Consider the following 18,155-nt stretch of genomic DNA (forward strand, 5'->3'; position numbering starts at 1 on the left):
ATCTAAAAAAATTAGCTGTACAACGACAGCTTCGGCAGATTGCCGGTAAAACGGTACAACTGTGCGGCGCGCTGCGAGTAGCGATTCGATTTCTTCGGTTCCCCGTTCGCGTCGCGAATCTCCTCCAATACTCCGCTGCGGCTCTGGGTCGACTTCATTTTGCGGATAAAATTCGCTTCCTCGAAGTCCGGCACCACCGTCCGGATGACCTGATACAGCTCGCCAAGCGTGAATTCGTCCGGCAGAAATTCTCCGGCAATCGGGGTGACCAGCATGCTCTGCCTGACCCGCTCCAGCGCATCCGAGAGAATCCGCTTGTGGTCGAAGGCCAGCTCCAGCCGGGTCAGCGCCTCGGACACCGGGAACAGCGCCACCTCCGCCGCATCGTCGGCAGCGGCCCGCGCGGCCAAATATTTCTCATGAACCAGCGCGAAAAAAGCATGGGAGATAATCCATCCCCTTGGGTCCCGGCCCGGATCGCTGTAGACGTTGAAATATTCCATGTGAACGCCGTCCACGCCGGTCTCCTCCTGCAGCTCGCGCCTCGCGGTCTCGTACATCGACTCCGTCTCCCGGGAGAAGCCTCCGGGCAGCGCCCACATGCCTTCGTACGGCCATACCTTCCGCTTGATGAGCAGCACCTGCAGCTCCCGCTTCGGCAGCGATTTCGTCGCCGTCGGCTGCGGCTCGGACGTAATGGTGAAGATGACGATATCCGCCGGCGCCCCGTCCGGCGTCCGGTATTTGCTTGCCGTATAGTTCGAACCGTTTTCCATAGTCATGCCGCGGCTCCTCCTTTTATTTTCTGTTTCGATAATATCATTATGACATTTTTGAATCATTTGTCAAGACCGAACAAAAAAAACTGCCGCTCACAAAGGAACGGCAGGAACCAAATCGGAAATTCGCTTATTCGATTTATCGCGATCCGTCAGGTCAAATCCATCGTCGGCAGCTCACTCAAAGCCGTCTTCGTCATGTCTTGAACGTGCTGGCCGTTGGCGCGAACCAAGGTGTAATATTCATAGTTTCGGATCACCGTGAAGTCGTCTTCCATCACGCCGGGATAGGCACGATTCACCGAGTAAACCTGGCTCCGGTAAGCCTGCAAAGCCCGTCCCTTGTGCAGACGATAGTCGCTGATATCGACCCGCGCCGTAATCGGGCACGTATCCTTCGGCCCCGAGTCCTTGCAGTGATCGTAATAATGAGGAATCGAGGTGTAATAAAAAGATGGCCGCCGCCCCTCCGGATACTCTGCTTCCGCCAACATAACCGCCTTCTCCGTCGCTTCGGAAATCGCGATATGATCGGGATGCCCCGTTACCCCGTCCGGCGGGAACGTAAGGACCGCATCCGGCTTCAGCTCCACAATAGTCGAGCGAATCCGCTCCGCCAACGCTTCCGGATCGATCGACTTTAATTCGCCGTCCCGGTAACGGTACAGAATCAGCTCGGCAACGCCGAGCACGGAGCACGCGCCACGCAACTCCTCTTCCCGGTGCCGGGCCAGCTCTTCACGGGTGGCGAATTGAAACTCGCCGGATTTTCCTTTGCATCCCGATGTGGCGCACGCCAGAACAACCTCGTGGCCCGTGCCGCTAAGCTTGGCGATCGTCCCTCCGGCTGCAAAGGATTCGTCGTCGGGATGGGCGAAAACGAATAACCATCTTTTCTTCATTCCCCTTCAGCCCCCTGTTGTTCGTATCGTAGTGAGCTTGTTGAAAAAGTGGTCAATTGAGGTAATAGAGGTTACGATGGGGTGGGGTATCCACTTCCGACCACTCTTGTCTTCGGGAAATTTGATTGGAAGCCGCTTATTAGCGGACATTTCCCGAAGACAAAGGCGGCCGCTATCGCTTCTCCAGTGGATACCCCACCTCCGTTTGCATCTCTATTTTTTGCAAAAGCCCACTTTCTCAACACTCTGACGCCTCTGTAGACGTCTTCGTTTGCAAATAAGACAGCCCCATGGCCGTTACGCCGTAAATCGGCTCCTTCCTCGCCTCGTCCAATTGAACCTGCGGAGCGTACGCTTTGATCTTGTTCATCAGCAGCTCCCGGACGTGCCCTTCGTTCTGCAGCACGCCGCCCTGCAGTATCATTGTAAACGGTTTGTCTAGGAACGACAAGTGCCGTACCACCGCAGCGACGCCGATGAACAGCTCGTGAGCGGCCGCCTCAAGAATCTGCTGCGCTTCCCGATCCCCGGCCGAAGCCGCCTGGCCGACCACGCGGGACAGCTCGCTCAATTTCTCGACGGAGTAGTCCGGGCCGTACATCCAGTTGAACAAGTCTTCTTCCTGGTCCATGCCCAAATGCGGCAGCACCCAGTCGCCAAGCCGGGTGCCCGCCTCTCTGCCGTCATAAGCCTTGAGAATCGCCATGACCGCCTGCTTGCCGATCCAATAGCCGCTGCCTTCGTCACCGACGCGGTGGCCCCAGCCTCCGGCTCTGGCCGTCTGACCCTGCTCGTTGATCCCGAAGATAATGGAGCCCGTGCCGGCAATGGCCAGAATCCCCGGCTGGCCGCCCGTTGCGCCGAGCAATGCGGCGTAGCCGTCGTTCTCTACGATCAGATGCTGGACCCGGATCGGCAGCTGCTCCAGCACCTCCTGCACCAGCCCGGTAATCACGCGCCGGTCGTATTCCGTATCCAGCCCTGCAAGGGCGAACACGGCGCATTCCACCTCGATCTCCGCCTGCGGCTGGCCGCTATCGTCCTTGTGACGCAAGTCCGCGATCGCCTCTTCGATTCCAAACACCAGTTCGCGAATCACACCGTCTTTCCCGATGCCCTGGTAATTGGACGAACCGCCTTTTCCTTGCCCGAGTACGTTGCCCTGCCGGTCCATGAAGACGACACGGCATTTGGTCCCTCCGCCGTCAATCGCCAGCAGAGGGATGCTGCGTTTGCCCATCAGGAACCACTCCACTCCGTCATGACTTGGTCCAGATGCTCCATCGCCCGCTGAATTTTGCCCTGCGCTTGCCCCAGCCAATTCAGATGGGCTTGATGCTGAACCATTCGGAGGTCGACCATGCGGTTGATTTCCTTCGGACTCGGTCCTCCCGGCAGCGAGCGGATTTCCACAAAATGCACGGGATCGAGCGCCTGGCGCAGCGTTTCTTCGGTAAGCGACGTATCCCGCCCGATGTGGCGGCGTGCGCTTTCATTGACGATGGACAGCGTAATTTCGTTAGCCGCCAGGCCTTGCGCCAGGGACAGCTTCACGACGTCGCTGACGATATGATGGGCTTTTCTGAACGACAAGCCGTCCGTCCGCACGAGCGTGTCCGCCAGCTCCGTCACCGTGGCGAAGCTTCCCTTCGTCCGCTCGCGCAGCACCTCTTTGTTCACTTCCATCGTACCGACGACGGCGGCGAACAAACGGTACATTTTGTCCATGATGTCGAGGCTTCTCCATGCATAAGGCTGCATATCGTCCTCGGTGTCCACAATGTCGCCGAACGGCGTATTGTGAATCATCGACAGCACCGTGTTCGTATTGCCTACGCAGCTCGACAGCAAGGCGCGCATGTGCTCAAACGAGACGGGATTGCGCTTCTGCGGCATGATCGAGCTGATCTGCACGTACGGAGCCGCCACCTTCAGCGCGCCGAACTCCTGCGTGCACCACAGCAGCATGTCTTGCACGACCCGGCCCAGGTTGATCGCCGCCAATTGCACGGCTGTCGCCACCTCGCCCAAGTAATCGGCCCCGCCGATCGCGTCGTACGAATTGTCGATCAGCTCGTCGAAGGCAAGCAGCTCCATCATGTGCTCCCGGCTGATTGCAAAGCCCGACGTCGTCAGCGCCGCCGCCCCCATACTGCTCCGGTTGCAGTTCGCGTACGCCGCCATGATCCGGCGAATATCCCGGTTCAGCGAATCGACGACCGCCATAAAATAATGCGCAAGCGTCGTCGGCTGAGCCTGCTGCGTATGCGTGTAGCCGATCATCAGCGTATCGGCGTGGTCTCTGGCGAACAGCAGCAGCTGTTCATTGAGCTTCAACGCGGAGGTCAGCGTCACGATCAGCTTCTCCCGCAGCACCATCCGGTAGATGGAAATGCCCATGTCATTGCGGCTCCGTGCCAGATGCAAATTGCCGGCGATATCGCCCGCATGCTCCAGCATTTGATGCTCGACCTGGAAGAACAAATCCTCGAACTGCCCCGTGTAGCTCGCTTGGCGGAGCTCCTCCGGGTCGATCGAGCGGATCGCTTTGGCGATCTGCTTCGCTTCGCCCGTCGTCACCAGCTTTTGCTTCTCCAGCATGATCAAATGAGCCTTATTGATGGCCATCATCGGGCCCAGTAAATGAGTCTTGGCTTCGTTAAAAGCCGGTTCCAGCACAACCTCTGTATACGTTTTGCCGGGAAACGTCGTCCCTTCGGTCTCCATCCATTGTTCGCGATATCCCATAGCGTTACTTGGCCTCCCCATTCTTTCCTGTTCTCATATCCAGCCATTCTTTAATGAGCAAGTTCATATTGCGGCTTGCTTCTTCTACGATACTCTGTCCCGCCTCCAAGGAGCACTGCCGGATCCGGCCTGTATATCCGTCCCAGCCTTGGGGGGTTCCTTCCACCAATACATATGGCAAAGGAGATAAAGGAGGACATGAATCTAATTCCAAGTCCGATTCCTGCACGATCACCATTTCCGGGCGAAACGCCTTCACGGCCGACATCTCGTATGGACCGCCGTGCCCTCTTCCCGCCATCCCTTGGAACAGCCCCAACCGCTGCGTAAAATCGACGGTCGCCATCTGCCACCAGTTGATCAGCAGAAAGCTGGCGTCGGGGTAGCTGCCGGTCACCGCTTCCGCGACGGTCCGGGACGGCCCCATATTGGCGTCGTGGGCGTTCAGCAGCACGATATTGCGGATGCCGAACCGGCAGATCCCTTCGACCACATCGGTAAGATAGTCGATAAAAATCGAGGGCCGGACGGATATCGTTCCGGGATAATGCTGCGTTTTGCCCGGGCAGGCCGAGTACGGTACCGTCGGATAGATCAAAGGATGCAGCGAGGCATCGATCCGTTCGGCGAAGCCGTCCGCCAAGATCGTATCGGTCCCGAGTGGGGAATGCGGACCGTGGTATTCCACCGAACCCAGAGGGACGACGGCGAATTGCGCACGCTCCGTCACTTGACCGATCTCCCGCCCGTGAACTCCGATTACATTCATATGCTCCTTAAACCTCCGCTTCTTCATCGTATGGGGGAGGACCCCGAAGGGTCCCCGCCCACTGCTGTAATGTTTGCTTGCGCGACGCAATTACTGCTTTTGACTAATCATATTCACAAACATGCGGATCGAGCCCGGAACCAAAGCCGGAATCTCGCGGTACCACACTAACGAGCTGTAAGTATATACCCCTTTGCCGTAATGCGCCGTGAGGAATGTGCCGGTGAACTCCTTCTCGCCCGGGTCCCCGTTCGAGATGAGCGCCGTATACTCCTTGCCCCATTCCGACGGATTGTAAGCGGAGCGGTCTTGAATCCAGTTGTTCCAATCCTGGTCCGTAATCTTGTTCGGCGAATTGAACATCGGATGATCCGGGGCCAGCATCGTGACTTTGGAATTCTCATCCGTTACGCGCCACTGGATGAGCGGAGCGCCGATTTTGATCGGGTACGGAGCAAGCTCCGGCGACCATTTGTCTTCCGGCTTATGATATTGGACGACGAGATTGCCGCCATTTTGAACGTAGCTCAGCAAGCGCTGGTTGCTCGGAATCAATTCCGGACGGAACGCGTAAGCGCGAATGCCCAGCACGATCGTGTCATATTGGGAAAGATCCCCGTATTGGATATCCTTCGCTTCCAGCTTCACGACATCGACGCCCACTTGACGCAAGTATTGATCGATGTTGTCGAAGCCGCTGGAGACGTAGCCTACCTTCAATTTGTCCGGAACCTTCAGGTCGAAGGCCTGGATTTTGAGCTCGGCAGGCTGCACCATGTACGTCTTGCCGATATGCGGATACTCGATGACCTGCGCGCCCTGCGTGCTCTGCACATCGCCGTTCTTCGCGACGGCCGTCACGGTGAATTTACCCGGTACGACGTTCGAAGCGGCTTTGACCGTGAACGCCACGGACTTCGTTTCGCCTTTCGTCGCAAAGCTCAGCTCTTCAGCTGCCGGCTCCGCTGTCCAACCTTCCGGCACGTTCAGCGACACCGTCGCTTTGGAAGCGCCTGGCGTATAGTTGCGCACGGTGACCTTCACCGGAACCGGTTCTTGCGATTTGAGCGTATTCAAAATTGTTGCGCTCGGGCTAAGCGACATCGAATACGGAGGCAGCACGGCTACGGCGTTCTGCGGCGTGACCTTCAGCGTCGTTGCCGTATCGTACGCCTGGTATTCGACCTTCGCGTTGAATACCGAAGGATCGTAAGGCTTGAACAGCGGTGCGTCCGCCGGAATCGTTACCTCGAAGGTGGCCGATGCCGTCTCGTTGTAGCCTAATTGATCGAAGCTGGTCGCTCCGGCCGGCTTTGCCGTCCAGCCTGCGGGCACGTTCAAGCTCAGGTTGATTTTGTTCAATTTTACGGAACCGCCGTTGAAAGCCGACACAGTGACCTTCGTCGTCTGACCGGCAACCAGCTCGTTTGTAGCCGGCTTGACCTTCGCTACGACGGACGCCGATTCCATGCTCGCTTTATTCAACTGCTCTTCTTTGACATGAAGACGGTGGAGCAGATCCTCCTTGGTTGCCGCCTCCAAACCGGATGCTTTGACGTCGGCCAGCGCCGTCTGGACGTCCGCTTTCATTTCATGGACTTCCTTCAGCACCTTGGCAAAGCTCGGGTAAGCGGCAACGACTTCATCCGCATCCTTTTGCAGATCGCGCAGATGCTTGACGATCTTGTTGTCTTTGCCCTTCGCGTCGATTTCTTTCGCCAAATCCTCGAAGGTGAAGGCGATGCCGTCGAAGAAGTCTTTTTCTTTGTCCGCCGATTTCACCGTGCTCAGATCCAGCTTGTAGTAATTGCTGAACAAATCGCCTTGTACGGGACCTTCGTCATATACTTTCCCCATGCCCTGGCTCTTGTGCATGAAGCGGGATTCTTCCCCGAGCTGGAGATAAGACGCCCCATAGATTTCGTTGTAATCCCCGATCGGCGCGTTCACGGTGTAATCCTTGGAATTGGCAGGCAGATACAGCTTCTTGATCTGCCAAGGCTGAAGCCCTTGTTTCAGATGTTCAGGGAAAATATCCGGATTCGCGGCATCTTTGAACGCCCGAACGGTAAGGACGTTGATCGTTCTGTGATGCCCGTGCGTGGAAGCTTCATTCAAAAACGAAGGAATGATCACATCCGGACGCAGCTCGCGAATTTTCCGAATCAATCGTTCGTAAGCGACCGAGTCGCCCCATTTCTCCAGCGTTTCCTCTACGCTCTTGGAAAAGCCGAAATCGTAGATCGGATCGTCCAACTGCTCGCCCAGCATGCCCAACGTTACATTGGTGATTTTGGACGCTTCTTGCAGCTCCCGAGTCCGAATGATGCCGAGGGCTTGCCCCAGCTCGCTCCCGATTTCGTTCTGTCCCCCTTCTCCCCGGACAGCAATAACGCTGGAGGTGTTAACCCCTCTCCCCAAGGAAAGATACGCCAAGGTCGCGCTGTGTTCATCGTCCGGGTGAGCCCCTGTGTTCATCGCGCTGGCAATCGTGGTCAGCGGTTTAATCGACTTCCACAAGTCGACGACGCCCCGGTCCGCATATGCGGGCTGAGCTTGAGCAGGCAGCAGCATGCCGCCCGCCAGTACGGCACTCATGACAATGGAACAAAACTTTGAGGTCGACTTACCCTTGATCATCTAACTCCTCCTCTGATGGTGGAATGTTCCTCAGCCGGAAATGGCCATTTCCCCGCTGTATATCATAACGTGGATGATGAACTTTGAAGTCCGGTGAATCATAGACGCTGCGTGAGCGGATCATTCTTCCGATCGGCTGTTGTCCCCGGATTCTTTGATTATTTAACCCATTAAGTGGTGAGTATCCGGGGACAAAGGCGACCGCTTGCGCTTCTCCAGAACGATTCCGCTCCCTCCGCTTCATAATTCACCGAACTTTCAGATGTTCCCCACGAGATGACCGTCATTTACACGGCCGTGCTGTCGCCCGTCATTTTGCGCGAAACGAACAGCACGATGATGATCAACGTAATTTGCAGCACGCCGTATGCGCACGCCGTACCGAATTCAAACGAATACATCCGCTGGAAAATTTCCACGGAAAGCGGCGTACTTTTCGCGGTGAAGAGCAGAATGGAGGAAACGAATTCCCCGATACCCTGCACGAACGCCAGCAGCGTACCCGCAAGTATCCCGCTCAGCGCCATCGGAAAGACGACCCGCCTGAAGCTGTACCACCAGGTGGCGCCCAGGTTGCGCGCCGCCTCCTCGACCGAAGCGTCCATCTGAACCAGCGTCGCCGACGTGGAGCGGAACACAAGCGGCAAATGGCGGACAAAATACGCCAAAGGTAATATCCAGAAGCTGCCGATCAGCACCTGATTGAAGCTGAATACGGTCGGCTCGCTGAAGGCGGCGATCAGGTTGACCGCGACGACCGTTCCCGGCAGCGCCCACGGCAGCATGATCAGCACGTCCAGCAGCGTTTTGCCTTTAAATTTCAAGCGGACCATCGCATAGGCGGCCGCCACGCCGAATATAATGTTGCCGATCGTCGCCACGAAGCTCATCTGGAAGCTGTTCGCAATCGGCCGCCACGTTTTGCTGTCCGTAAACAGCTTCACATAGTGCTTCGCCGTATATTCCGGAGGAAGAATCTGCGTCGTCCACGTGCCGTCCGTCGAGAACGAGATCAAGACCAGCACGAGAATCGGCAGCAGCAGGATGATGACGCCGATAATCGACAGAATCATCGCGATATATTTGCCTACGGCGCTTTTCACTTCCGTGCGGTGCACGCTGACGCCTTTGCTCATGTTCTGGTAATTGCGCAGCCCTTGATACCAGCGCATCACGAGCAGGAACAGAATGGACACGACGGACAGGATCGTGGACTGCGCCGCAGCCATATCCAGATTGCCGTTCGTCCGCGACAAATAAATCTGCATCGTCATCGTCCGCTCGATCCCGAAGATCAGCGGGGCCGTATACGAAGCCATCGCGATCATGAAGACGAGCAGCGAAGAAGCGACCAGCGCCGGCGTCAGCATCGGCAGAATGACGCGCCGCCATATATAGAGCCGTCCTGCACCGAGACTCGCTGCCGCCTCTTCCAGCGACGGATCGAGACCGCGGATCGCCGAGGAGGCCGTCATGTAAAAGTAGGTGTACATCGTGAACGTATGCACCACGAGCACGCCCCAGATGCCTTTCAAGGAAAACGGCACCTGATCGAGATGAAGCAGCGCTTTGAGCGCCCTTGGGATAATGCCGCTTTCACCGTACAGGAACGTAAACGACAGCACGCCGACAAGAGGCGGCAGAGCCATCGGCACGAGCACGAGGACGGCCAAAATTTTCCGGCCGGGGAACTCGTAACGCTCCAGCAGGAACGCCATGGCGACGCCGGCGATCGCGCAGGTGATGACGCTTAAGACGGAAATATAAATGCTGGTCCAGAGCGCCTCCAGGTTGGACGTATGCTCCAGGCTGAAAAACTTGGCGTAGTTTTTCAGCGACATCTGATCCTCTACCTGGATACTTTGCACGAACGTCTGGAACAACGGGTACACGACATAAGCCAGGAGCACCAAAAACAATGGCGCTACCAAGACGTAGACGAAATAAGGCGAGTGCGTGAAGGAGCCCAGCTTGGATGAACTTGTTCCCGGTTTAGATCTCATAGATTCATCCCCTCGCTATCCCAAGAAATAGATGCTTTCTTTTGGAATGACCAGGGAAATCTCTTCCCCGCGTCCGCGCACCCGGTGCCCTTGATTGACGAACATCGCTTTCAATTGCTCGCCCGCCACTTGCGATACATAGTTCACGCTGACTCCCGTAAATTCAGAAATGACTACGTTTCCTTTGACCACATTGTCCTGCTGCTCGCCTTGCAGCGCTTCACGGACCGCTTCCGGACGGATGGACATCGTCAGGCTCTTGCCCGCTTCCAGCTTGCAGTCCGGCGCAGCGTTGGCGGTCAAGCCTCGCAGGCTGAGGCCCGGAGCGAAACGTACGACCGCTTCGCCGCCCTCAACCCGTTCCACGGTTCCTTCCCACAGATTGGACTCTCCAATAAAGGAAGCGACAAACCGGTTGACCGGACGGTTATATATTTCTTCTGGACTTCCGATCTGCTGGACAACCCCGCCCTGCATGACCATAATCCGGTCGGACATCGCCATCGCCTCGGCTTGATCGTGCGTGACGTAGATCGTCGTAATTCCCAGCTCCAGCTGAAGTCTCTTAATTTCGATTCTCGTTTCTTCTCTGAGCTTCGCATCAAGGTTCGATAACGGCTCATCCAAGAGCAAAATTTGCGGCTCGATGACCAGCGCGCGAGCCAAGGCAACCCGCTGCTGCTGGCCGCCGGACAATTGATCGATACGGCGGTTGCCGTAGCCTTCCAAGTGAACCTGCTTCTGTGCGCGTTCGACGCGCTGAACGATTTCGGATTTCGGAACCTTTCTTACTTGCAGACCGAATGCGATATTCTCAAACACCGTCATGTGCGGAAACAAAGCATAGTTTTGGAACACCATTCCCGTGTTTCTTTTGTTGGGGGGAAGGTTCGTGACATCTTGATCGCCGAATACGATGCGGCCCTCGCTCGGATAATAAAACCCTGCGATCATCCGCAGCGTCGTCGTTTTGCCGCAGCCGCTCGGCCCGAGAAAGGTGAAGAACTCGCCCGGTTGAATCCGAATATTGACATCTGTAACTCCCTTGACGTTTCCGAATTGTTTGCTTACGTGATCCAGTATGACCTCTATCAAGCAGGTTTCCTCCTTTGGTAAAATGATCAGGCGGAGGAGCTCCTCCGCCCGAATGCATTATTTGGAACCTTTCCCTTTAATGTTCTCATCCCAATGCTGCATCCATTCTTTCTCTTTTTGCGCCATGACGGCCCAATCGATATTAAGCGGTTTCAGTTCCAGCCCTTTCAACCATGCCGGAAGCGTGTCTTTGTTGATGTCCGTACGCGTCGGAATTTGGTACAGCTTCTCCGCCAGCTCGACGCGCAGCTTGGAATCGAAGAGGAATTCGTAAAATTTCTTCGCCGCTTCCATGTTTTTCGCGCCTTTGACCACCCCGACGCCATCGACCAGAATCGGCGCTCCGCTTGCAGGGTAAATGAAGTCGAACGGCTGCTTTTGCAGCTCCTTCTGGATCATAATATCCTGCAGGTTCCACAGCGACAGCGTGCCTTCCTCGCGCGCCAGCTTCAGGTACAGGTTGGTCGGATCTTGGGCGTATTCCTTCGTATTGGCGTCAAGCTTTTTCAGCCAGTCGTACCCTTTCTTCGGATCGTTCGCGTCTTGACGGTAAATCAGGGAAGAATAAATCGTTCTCATCGTTCCGGAAGCGAGTACACCGCGGATGATGATTTTGCCTTTATACTTGGCATCGAGCAGGTCGTCCCAATCTTTGGGAGCGTCTTCTTTTTTCAGCGCTTTGGAGTTGTACATGATGACTTCCGGCAGCAGCATTTCGCCGTACCAGCGATCCTGGCTGTCTTTGTACATCGCCGGGATTTTGTCGGCGAAGCTCGGTTTGACGCTTTCGAGCAGCCCTTCGTTCGCTGCCGTCATCAGCGCCGATTGCGTGCCGCCCCACCAGAAATCGGCCTGCGGGTTCGCCTTCTCCCCACGTACACGCTCCAGCACCTGCTGCGCCCCCATGGTAAGAACCTCGACGTCCATCCCCGGGTTTTGCTCTTTGAATTTAGGGATAATTTCTTCGACGACGTTTTTGTCCCTGGCCGTATAAATGACCAGCTTCTGCTTCTCGCCAGGCTTCGAGGCGTCGGATGACTTGTCTCCCGGCTTTTGACCACCGTCGGAAGCGCTTCCTCCGCAGGCCGTAACCGTCAGCATCGCCATGCTGAGCACAGCCCCCGTTAACCAAGTCGTTGCTTTTTTCTTTGTCATGTTTTGACCTCCTGTACTTTGTGCAAAATTGTAAGCGTCTTCACTTGAACCAAACGGCATCGGAAGCGAAAGCCGCTTACCGCTGCAGTTTGGAAGTGGACGGAAAAGCTTCCAGCGCGCAATGAATGGCCCCGATAAGTCCCGCCTGATCGCCGAGCGAAGCCATCTCGATTCGGGGAACGGAAGGAACCCAATCGGTTAACCATTGTTGTATTTTATGAACCCCTTCGTCCCCGATATGCAGCATTTCTCCGCTGAGGATCAGAAGCGCTGGGTCCATCACGCTCGTTAGATTGGCGATGCCGTAGGTCCAGTGCCGGCAGATGTCGTCGAGAAGCGTCTGCGCCGCTTCGACCCCGCTTTTTGCTTGACCGACGATTTGCTTGACGATGCTTGATTCCTCGTCCATCGAAGGGAGGACGGCTTTGGCCTTCTCGCGAATAGCCCGTACGGAATAGTTGCGCTCGAATACGCCGTATTCTCCCTTGGTCTGATTCCCAACCGGACCGATCACCATATAACCGATTTCCCCGCTCGCCTCTTTGGCTCCGCGGTATAATTGCCCGTCGATCATAATGCCGGCGCCGATCCCTGTTCCCGCATACATATACACGAGATTGGAATGCCCGACGCCGATGCCCTTGTGAAATTCACCGAGCGTCATCAAGTTAACATCATTCTCGATGACCACAGGCAGCCCCAAGGCCGCTTCGATCTCCTTCCGCACGGGCAGCCCCATCCACCCCGTACTGGGGGCGTAGCTGACCGTACCTTCGCTTCGCTGGGTTATCCCCGGCAAGCCGAGCCCCATGCCAAGCAGCCGCGCTTTATCGAATCCGCTTTCATTCAGCAGCGCCGCAAGCCCTTGCTCGATGCTCTGAATGGCCGTCTCTCCGTTCATCGGATGCGGCAGGCACGTCGTTCGCTGAACCAGCAGCTCTCCCTTCAGGTTGGCGATGGCCAGCTGCAGGGTACTGCCTTCGAATACCGCGCCGATGACGCCGTAAGCTTGAAAGTTATATTCCAGAAGGATGGGCTTCCTGCCGCCCTTCGATTCTCCGAACCCGACTTCACTGATCAAGCCTTCCACGATCATCTCGTCCACCAAGGCCGATACGCATGGACGGCTGAGCTCCGTTAATTTCGCCAAATCGGCTCTCGATACCCGGGGGTTCTCTCTCAATTGATGAAGAATGCCTTCGCGGTTAATGTGCTTCACCAGCTTGGCGTTTCCCGTTTGGCCTCTGCCAATCAATATGCTGTCCCCCCTCTCCGATTAAGTTAGTTAAGATGACTAACAAAGTTTTCTTGTCATCATTTTATTGTATTCGCTTACAAATTGTCAACTACAAATTTCTACAAATTTCTACATCTTTTCGTCACTCCGAAATCCGTCGTAGAAACCGATTTTTATCACTCCCCGTGCGGTTTTACGGATTTTGGTGCCCCCCCTCCCCCGCTAACTTAGCCATTAAAGCGTTCCAAAAAAAAATTTATAAAAATTTTCGAAATTTGGTGTAGAACAACACAGAAATCCCAGACATTATCCATTATTATTAAACACATGGTAAGCGATGATATCGGATCTGTATCTGGGCACTTGGATTCGACGGAGCTAGTAGTGCAACCGGACCACCCTTCAGTTGGAGGGTGTTTTTTGCCGTTCCAACAAAAACTGATGGAGGTGGTATAGAGGTAATGGCAAAGAAAAAGATCAATACGCTGCTCGTTGCTCTATTGATCATGATGCAGTGGCTGTATGCATTCGGCTTATCGCCGCAAGTCAACGCAGCCCCGATTTCCAGCAGCATTATCGATAGCGTAACGATGGCAGTGTACGACAAGTCCGGTAACGTGGTGACGGATGACGTTTACGAGCCGGGCTCGAAGGTGAAATTGGACTACACTTGGTCCCTGCCTAACGGCCACGGTTACAAGAACGGAGATACGTACACGTTCAAGCTGCCGGAGCAATTCAAGCTTTACAACGATATCCCTGATCAACCGCTTATCTCAGGCGGCGAAGCGATAGGGAAATTCAAGGTCTACAAAGACAGCCACGAGGTTGTCATGACCTTGGAGGCGATCGAGAACCTGGCGGATGTCAAAGGGACTTTGACTTTCCAGACGGTGTTCGATATGCAGGTGATTAATGGCAGCACAACGCAGATTATTAAAATTCCGGTGAAAGGCGGCGAGCAGGTCTTTACGCTGCACTTTAAGCCGAACGTGACTTCGACCATCGGGAAAAGCGGCGTGCCGAAAGGCTACAATGCGAAAAGCATCGATTGGACGGTAGATGTGAACAAAGAGCTGGCCGCTGTCCAGAACGCGGTCGTGACCGATCCGATTCCAGCCGGGCTGGGCGCTCCGGTCACCGTCGCCGTATACGAGCTCAACGTACAGTTGAACGGCAGCATCGTTCAGGGTGCGCCGCTGGACGGCAGCAAGTACAGCATGAGCACGGCGGGCAACGTCCTGAAGCTCAGCTTTAATGAAAGTCCTATTCGAACGGCATACCGCATACAGTACACAACGCCGGTGACCAATGAGGACCAAACTTCATTCGTGAACAAGGCGACATTTGAAGGAAGCAACAAGCCGCCGGTCAGCGCCGAGGCCACCGTCACGGTGCAGCGCGGCACGGCGCTGGACAAAACGTCGACGAAATACGATTCGAACACGCAAACGATCGACTGGGAGATCAAGTACAATTACAACGAGAAGACGATCGCCCAGGACAACGCTTTCTTGACGGATTTGTTCAACGATACGCAGGATTTGGTGGCGGGCTCCCTCCATGTCTATCAAGTGACGATCGACTCGAAGGGAAGCGAGATCCTCGGAGCTGAGCTGCCTGCAGCAAGCTACAAGGTGACCCCGGAGACTGCGACCGGAAGCAACGGTTTTAAACTGCAGTTCCTGCAGGACATCTCGTCCGCTTACAAAATTAAGTACCAAACCAAAGCTAATCATCGCGTGATCGACTGGGCTAAGATAACGAATAAGGTAACTTCCGGGAGCGGAGACAGCGATACGGCTACACGCGACATCAACCAGGTGATTATTACCAAGGGCGTCGGGCCGGTGGACTACCAAGCCAAAACGGCAGCCTGGAGCATTACGCTAAACAAGGACAGCGAGCCGATGACCAACGTGGTCGTGACGGATAGCTTCCCTAACAAAGGGATGCGTCTCATTCCGGGATCTCTGACCGTTAAGGAAGGGAACAAGCCGATGGACGCGGCGGATTACACCGTGGACGCTTCCGTACCGGCCGAGCAAGGCTTTAAAATTACTTTTAATCGAGCGTTGTACGGACAGGTGACGATTACTTACAGCACTGAGTTCAACATGGATTGGCTCAGCAACAACGCGACGAATTTCCTGAACAACGCTTCGGTCGCATGGGTCGACGGCAACTCCAAGGCGCAGACGAAGACAGTAACCGCCACGTTCGATCCAAGAATCGAAGTGAAAAACAACGGATTTAAGAACGGTACCTATGACGCTACCCTGAAACAAATTACGTGGACGGTCGGCGTGAACTATAACGGCAAGACGCTTGCCGGGGCGGTCGTTCAAGATACGCTCGAGTCCGGCCAGAAGCTGATCGACAATTCGCTTGCCGTATACAACATGAACATCGCAGCCAACGGCAATCCGTCGCAGGGGACCGTTGTCGACAGCACGTATTACAACTATACGGTCGGCAAGGACAACAAGTTGACCGTAACTTTCTTGAAGCCTATTTCGGCTCCGTACTACATTGTCTTTAAGACAAGTCTTGAAGGAAAGCTGATTGACAATAAAGTAAACAACACGGCAAACGTATTCGATGGAACAACGCCGGTATCGAAAAATTTGACGGCTTCCGTCAACATTCCTAACGGCGGCGAATACTTGAACAAGAAGGGCACACAAAACGGCGACAAAATCAATTGGACGATTCTCATTAACCGCGGACAATCCACGGTAACCAATGCCAAAATCGTCGATACGCCGTCCGAGAACCAGCTTCTGCTGCCAGGCACGTTCAAATTGTTTACGACCAAAGTAGACGCGGGCGGTACGGTCTCCAAGGGAGCCGAACTGGTCAAGGACGTAGATTATTCGCTGGTACTCAAGACGGACGACGACGGGAAGCAGAGCTTCGAATTAAGCTTCCTGAAAACACTGTCTACCGCAGCGATTTTGGAATATCAATCTTTAATCGTTGCGAAAGATCAGGATAAGGTCTCCAACAAAATCGAATTTACAGGCACGAATGAAATTAAGGTAACCAAGGATACATCCACCAGCATCATCGTTGGAGTCAGCAGCGGCTCCGGTACGATCGGCGGGGTCAGAGGCTCGCTGACCGTCGTGAAAGTGGACGCAGCGGACAATAAGACCCGTCTTGGCGGAGCAACCTTCGAGCTGTACCGGAAATCCGGCTCGGATAAGGTGCATATCGGTACGCTGACAACCGATGCAAGCGGGACGGCATTATTCAAGAAATTGCTCGCCGGGGATTACTTCGTGAAGGAAACGGCGGCTCCGGACGGCTATGTGCTCGATTCCAAAGAGTATCCGGTCTCGATTAATAGCGCAGACGGCTTTCAATTAACCGTCGCCAACACCAAGTCTGCTACACCTCCGGTAATCAAAGGCTCGCTGACGGTGAAAAAGGTAGACTCGGCGCAAAACAATCTGCTGCTCGGCGGCGCGACCTTCGAGCTGTATGAGAAGAAAGGCGCCAGCTTGACGCTGATCGGCACGAAAACAACGGATGCGAGCGGAACGGTTTCTTTCGATAAGCTTCCTGTAGGAGACTACATCGTGAAGGAAACAGCGGCTCCAGACGGCTATGTGCTTGATACCAAAGAGCATCCGGTCTCGATTGTGACCGCGGATAACGTTAAGCTCACCGTCACGAACGATAAGGCCACACCGAAACCGCCGGTCATTCAAGGCTCGCTGACGGTGAAAAAGGTAGATTCGACGCAAACGGACCTGCTGCTCAGCGGCGCGACCTTCGAGCTGTATGAGAAAAAAGGCTCCAGCTTGACGCTGGTCGGCACCAAGACGACGGATGCGAGCGGAACGGTCGTATTCGATAAGCTGCCTGCCGGAGACTATGTATTGAAGGAAACGGCGGCTCCGACCGGCTATGTGCTCGATTCCAAGGAGCATCCGGTTTCGATTCAAACCGCAGACAACGTTAATCTGACAGTCACAAACGAAAAGACCAGCACACCGAAGCCTCCGATACCGCCGGTCACTCAAGGTTCCTTGACGGTGAAAAAGGTAGATTCGGCGCAAAACAATCTGCTGCTCAGCGGCGCGATCTTCGAGCTGTATGAGAAGAAAGACGCAAGCTTGAAGCTGATTGGCACGAAAACGACGGACGCGAGCGGAAGGGTCGTATTCGATAAGCTGCCCGCAGGAGACTATGTAGTGAAGGAAACGGCGGCTCCAAGCGGCTATGTGCTCGATTCCAAGGAGCATCCGGTTTCGATTGTAACCGCGGAAGGCTATTCGTTAACGGTAACTAACGCGAAATCATCGTCGTCTTCGTCGGATTCTTCGGATTCGTCAGGTTCGTCGGGTTCTACATCGCCGACAACACCATCAACGCCGACGACAAACACATCGACAACAACGCCGAATAATCCGGCACCCGGGGGAGCTCAACCGGACGGAAATAAACCGAACGACCAGGAAACGATCGATAGCAATACCAAGGTGCCGCTAGGCCCGCCGACGGTTGACCGGCCGCAAAATGGGGATAAAACGACCCCGCCGGAACTTCCGAAAAATCCGGAAAAACCGGACGGTAACGAAACGATCGATCTTGTGAATCGGGAAGTGCCGCTGGGCAACCCGCCGAGCGACAAAACCAAAAAAGAAACACTGCCGAAAACGGGAGAATCCAGCCCTGTTTACATCCAACTGGCTGGTGCTGCCTTGATCGTTCTTGGATTTATGCTGCGTCGTAAATTTATGAAGAACACCTAGGCGGCTTCTCTTAATAAACTCATCCTAACGCGCGCCTCTTCCGGCGCGCGTTAGGCCGCTTGCT

At 55.0% G+C, this 18,155-nt stretch carries 11 protein-coding genes and 1 riboswitch; of the genes, 1 reads left to right on the forward strand and 10 read right to left on the reverse strand.

Features of this window, described 5'->3' with window-relative positions; genetic code table 11:
- Nucleotides 1–11 precede the first annotated feature (11 nt).
- The 10 genes from NI000_RS20025 to NI000_RS20070 form a co-directional block, all read right to left on the reverse strand.
- Complete coding sequence (locus NI000_RS20025) at nucleotides 12–782, reverse strand: NUDIX domain-containing protein (protein WP_025848336.1); 771 nt, start codon at nucleotides 780–782, stop codon at nucleotides 12–14.
- A gap of 149 nt (nucleotides 783–931) precedes the next feature.
- Nucleotides 932–1,681 carry a PIG-L deacetylase family protein gene (locus tag NI000_RS20030; RefSeq protein WP_253413217.1) on the reverse strand — a complete coding sequence of 250 codons (750 nt, stop codon included), beginning with the start codon at nucleotides 1,679–1,681 and terminating at the stop codon, nucleotides 932–934.
- A 238-nt stretch (nucleotides 1,682–1,919) separates the two neighbouring features.
- Complete coding sequence (locus NI000_RS20035; protein ID WP_253413218.1) at nucleotides 1,920–2,921, reverse strand: N-acetylglucosamine kinase; 1,002 nt, start codon at nucleotides 2,919–2,921, stop codon at nucleotides 1,920–1,922.
- On the reverse strand, nucleotides 2,921–4,429 hold the full coding sequence (gene argH / locus NI000_RS20040; RefSeq protein WP_253413219.1) for an argininosuccinate lyase: 1,509 nt from the start codon (nucleotides 4,427–4,429) through the stop codon (nucleotides 2,921–2,923). The genes NI000_RS20035 and argH overlap by 1 nt, the downstream gene beginning before the upstream one ends.
- 4 nt (nucleotides 4,430–4,433) lie before the next feature.
- A complete protein-coding gene (locus tag NI000_RS20045; RefSeq protein ID WP_010498454.1) occupies nucleotides 4,434–5,198 on the reverse strand; it encodes a creatininase family protein in 765 nt (254 codons plus the stop codon).
- Nucleotides 5,199–5,288: 90 nt separating this feature from the next.
- Nucleotides 5,289–7,838: an NEW3 domain-containing protein gene (locus tag NI000_RS20050; protein WP_253413220.1), complete on the reverse strand. Its 2,550-nt coding sequence runs from the start codon at nucleotides 7,836–7,838 to the stop codon at nucleotides 5,289–5,291.
- A gap of 287 nt (nucleotides 7,839–8,125) precedes the next feature.
- Complete coding sequence (locus tag NI000_RS20055) at nucleotides 8,126–9,841, reverse strand: ABC transporter permease (RefSeq protein ID WP_253413221.1); 1,716 nt, start codon at nucleotides 9,839–9,841, stop codon at nucleotides 8,126–8,128.
- Between the two features lie 15 nt (nucleotides 9,842–9,856).
- The gene (locus NI000_RS20060) at nucleotides 9,857–10,936 is read right to left on the reverse strand and encodes an ABC transporter ATP-binding protein (protein ID WP_253413222.1); all 1,080 of its coding nucleotides are present in this window, start codon (nucleotides 10,934–10,936) and stop codon (nucleotides 9,857–9,859) included.
- Between the two features lie 57 nt (nucleotides 10,937–10,993).
- Nucleotides 10,994–12,091 carry an extracellular solute-binding protein gene (locus tag NI000_RS20065; protein ID WP_054975191.1) on the reverse strand — a complete coding sequence of 366 codons (1,098 nt, stop codon included), beginning with the start codon at nucleotides 12,089–12,091 and terminating at the stop codon, nucleotides 10,994–10,996.
- A gap of 76 nt (nucleotides 12,092–12,167) precedes the next feature.
- Complete coding sequence (locus NI000_RS20070; RefSeq protein WP_253413223.1) at nucleotides 12,168–13,346, reverse strand: ROK family transcriptional regulator; 1,179 nt, start codon at nucleotides 13,344–13,346, stop codon at nucleotides 12,168–12,170.
- 303 nt (nucleotides 13,347–13,649) lie between these two features.
- A riboswitch (cyclic di-GMP riboswitch) is annotated at nucleotides 13,650–13,733 on the forward strand.
- A gap of 56 nt (nucleotides 13,734–13,789) precedes the next feature.
- Between NI000_RS20070 and NI000_RS20075 the strand changes: the two genes are divergently transcribed.
- Complete coding sequence (locus tag NI000_RS20075; RefSeq protein ID WP_253413224.1) at nucleotides 13,790–18,091, forward strand: SpaA isopeptide-forming pilin-related protein; 4,302 nt, start codon at nucleotides 13,790–13,792, stop codon at nucleotides 18,089–18,091.
- Nucleotides 18,092–18,155: the final 64 nt, after the last annotated feature.

It is taken from the genome of Paenibacillus tyrphae (assembly GCF_024158745.1).
In the GTDB taxonomy this organism is placed as follows: domain Bacteria; phylum Bacillota; class Bacilli; order Paenibacillales; family NBRC-103111; genus Paenibacillus_G; species Paenibacillus_G tyrfis_A.

Excerpts from the sequence above, each read along its gene's own strand:
- NI000_RS20025 (WP_025848336.1), bottom strand. The coding sequence starts at position 782 with ATGACTATGGAAAACGGTTCGAACTATACGGCAAGCAAATACCGGACG.
- NI000_RS20030 (WP_253413217.1), bottom strand. The coding sequence starts at position 1,681 with ATGAAGAAAAGATGGTTATTCGTTTTCGCCCATCCCGACGACGAATCC.
- NI000_RS20035 (WP_253413218.1), bottom strand. The coding sequence starts at position 2,921 with ATGGGCAAACGCAGCATCCCTCTGCTGGCGATTGACGGCGGAGGGACC.
- argH (WP_253413219.1), bottom strand. The coding sequence starts at position 4,429 with ATGGGATATCGCGAACAATGGATGGAGACCGAAGGGACGACGTTTCCC.
- NI000_RS20045 (WP_010498454.1), bottom strand. The coding sequence starts at position 5,198 with ATGAATGTAATCGGAGTTCACGGGCGGGAGATCGGTCAAGTGACGGAG.
- NI000_RS20050 (WP_253413220.1), bottom strand. The coding sequence starts at position 7,838 with ATGATCAAGGGTAAGTCGACCTCAAAGTTTTGTTCCATTGTCATGAGT.
- NI000_RS20055 (WP_253413221.1), bottom strand. The coding sequence starts at position 9,841 with ATGAGATCTAAACCGGGAACAAGTTCATCCAAGCTGGGCTCCTTCACG.
- NI000_RS20065 (WP_054975191.1), bottom strand. The coding sequence starts at position 12,091 with ATGACAAAGAAAAAAGCAACGACTTGGTTAACGGGGGCTGTGCTCAGC.
- NI000_RS20075 (WP_253413224.1), top strand. The coding sequence starts at position 13,790 with ATGGCAAAGAAAAAGATCAATACGCTGCTCGTTGCTCTATTGATCATG.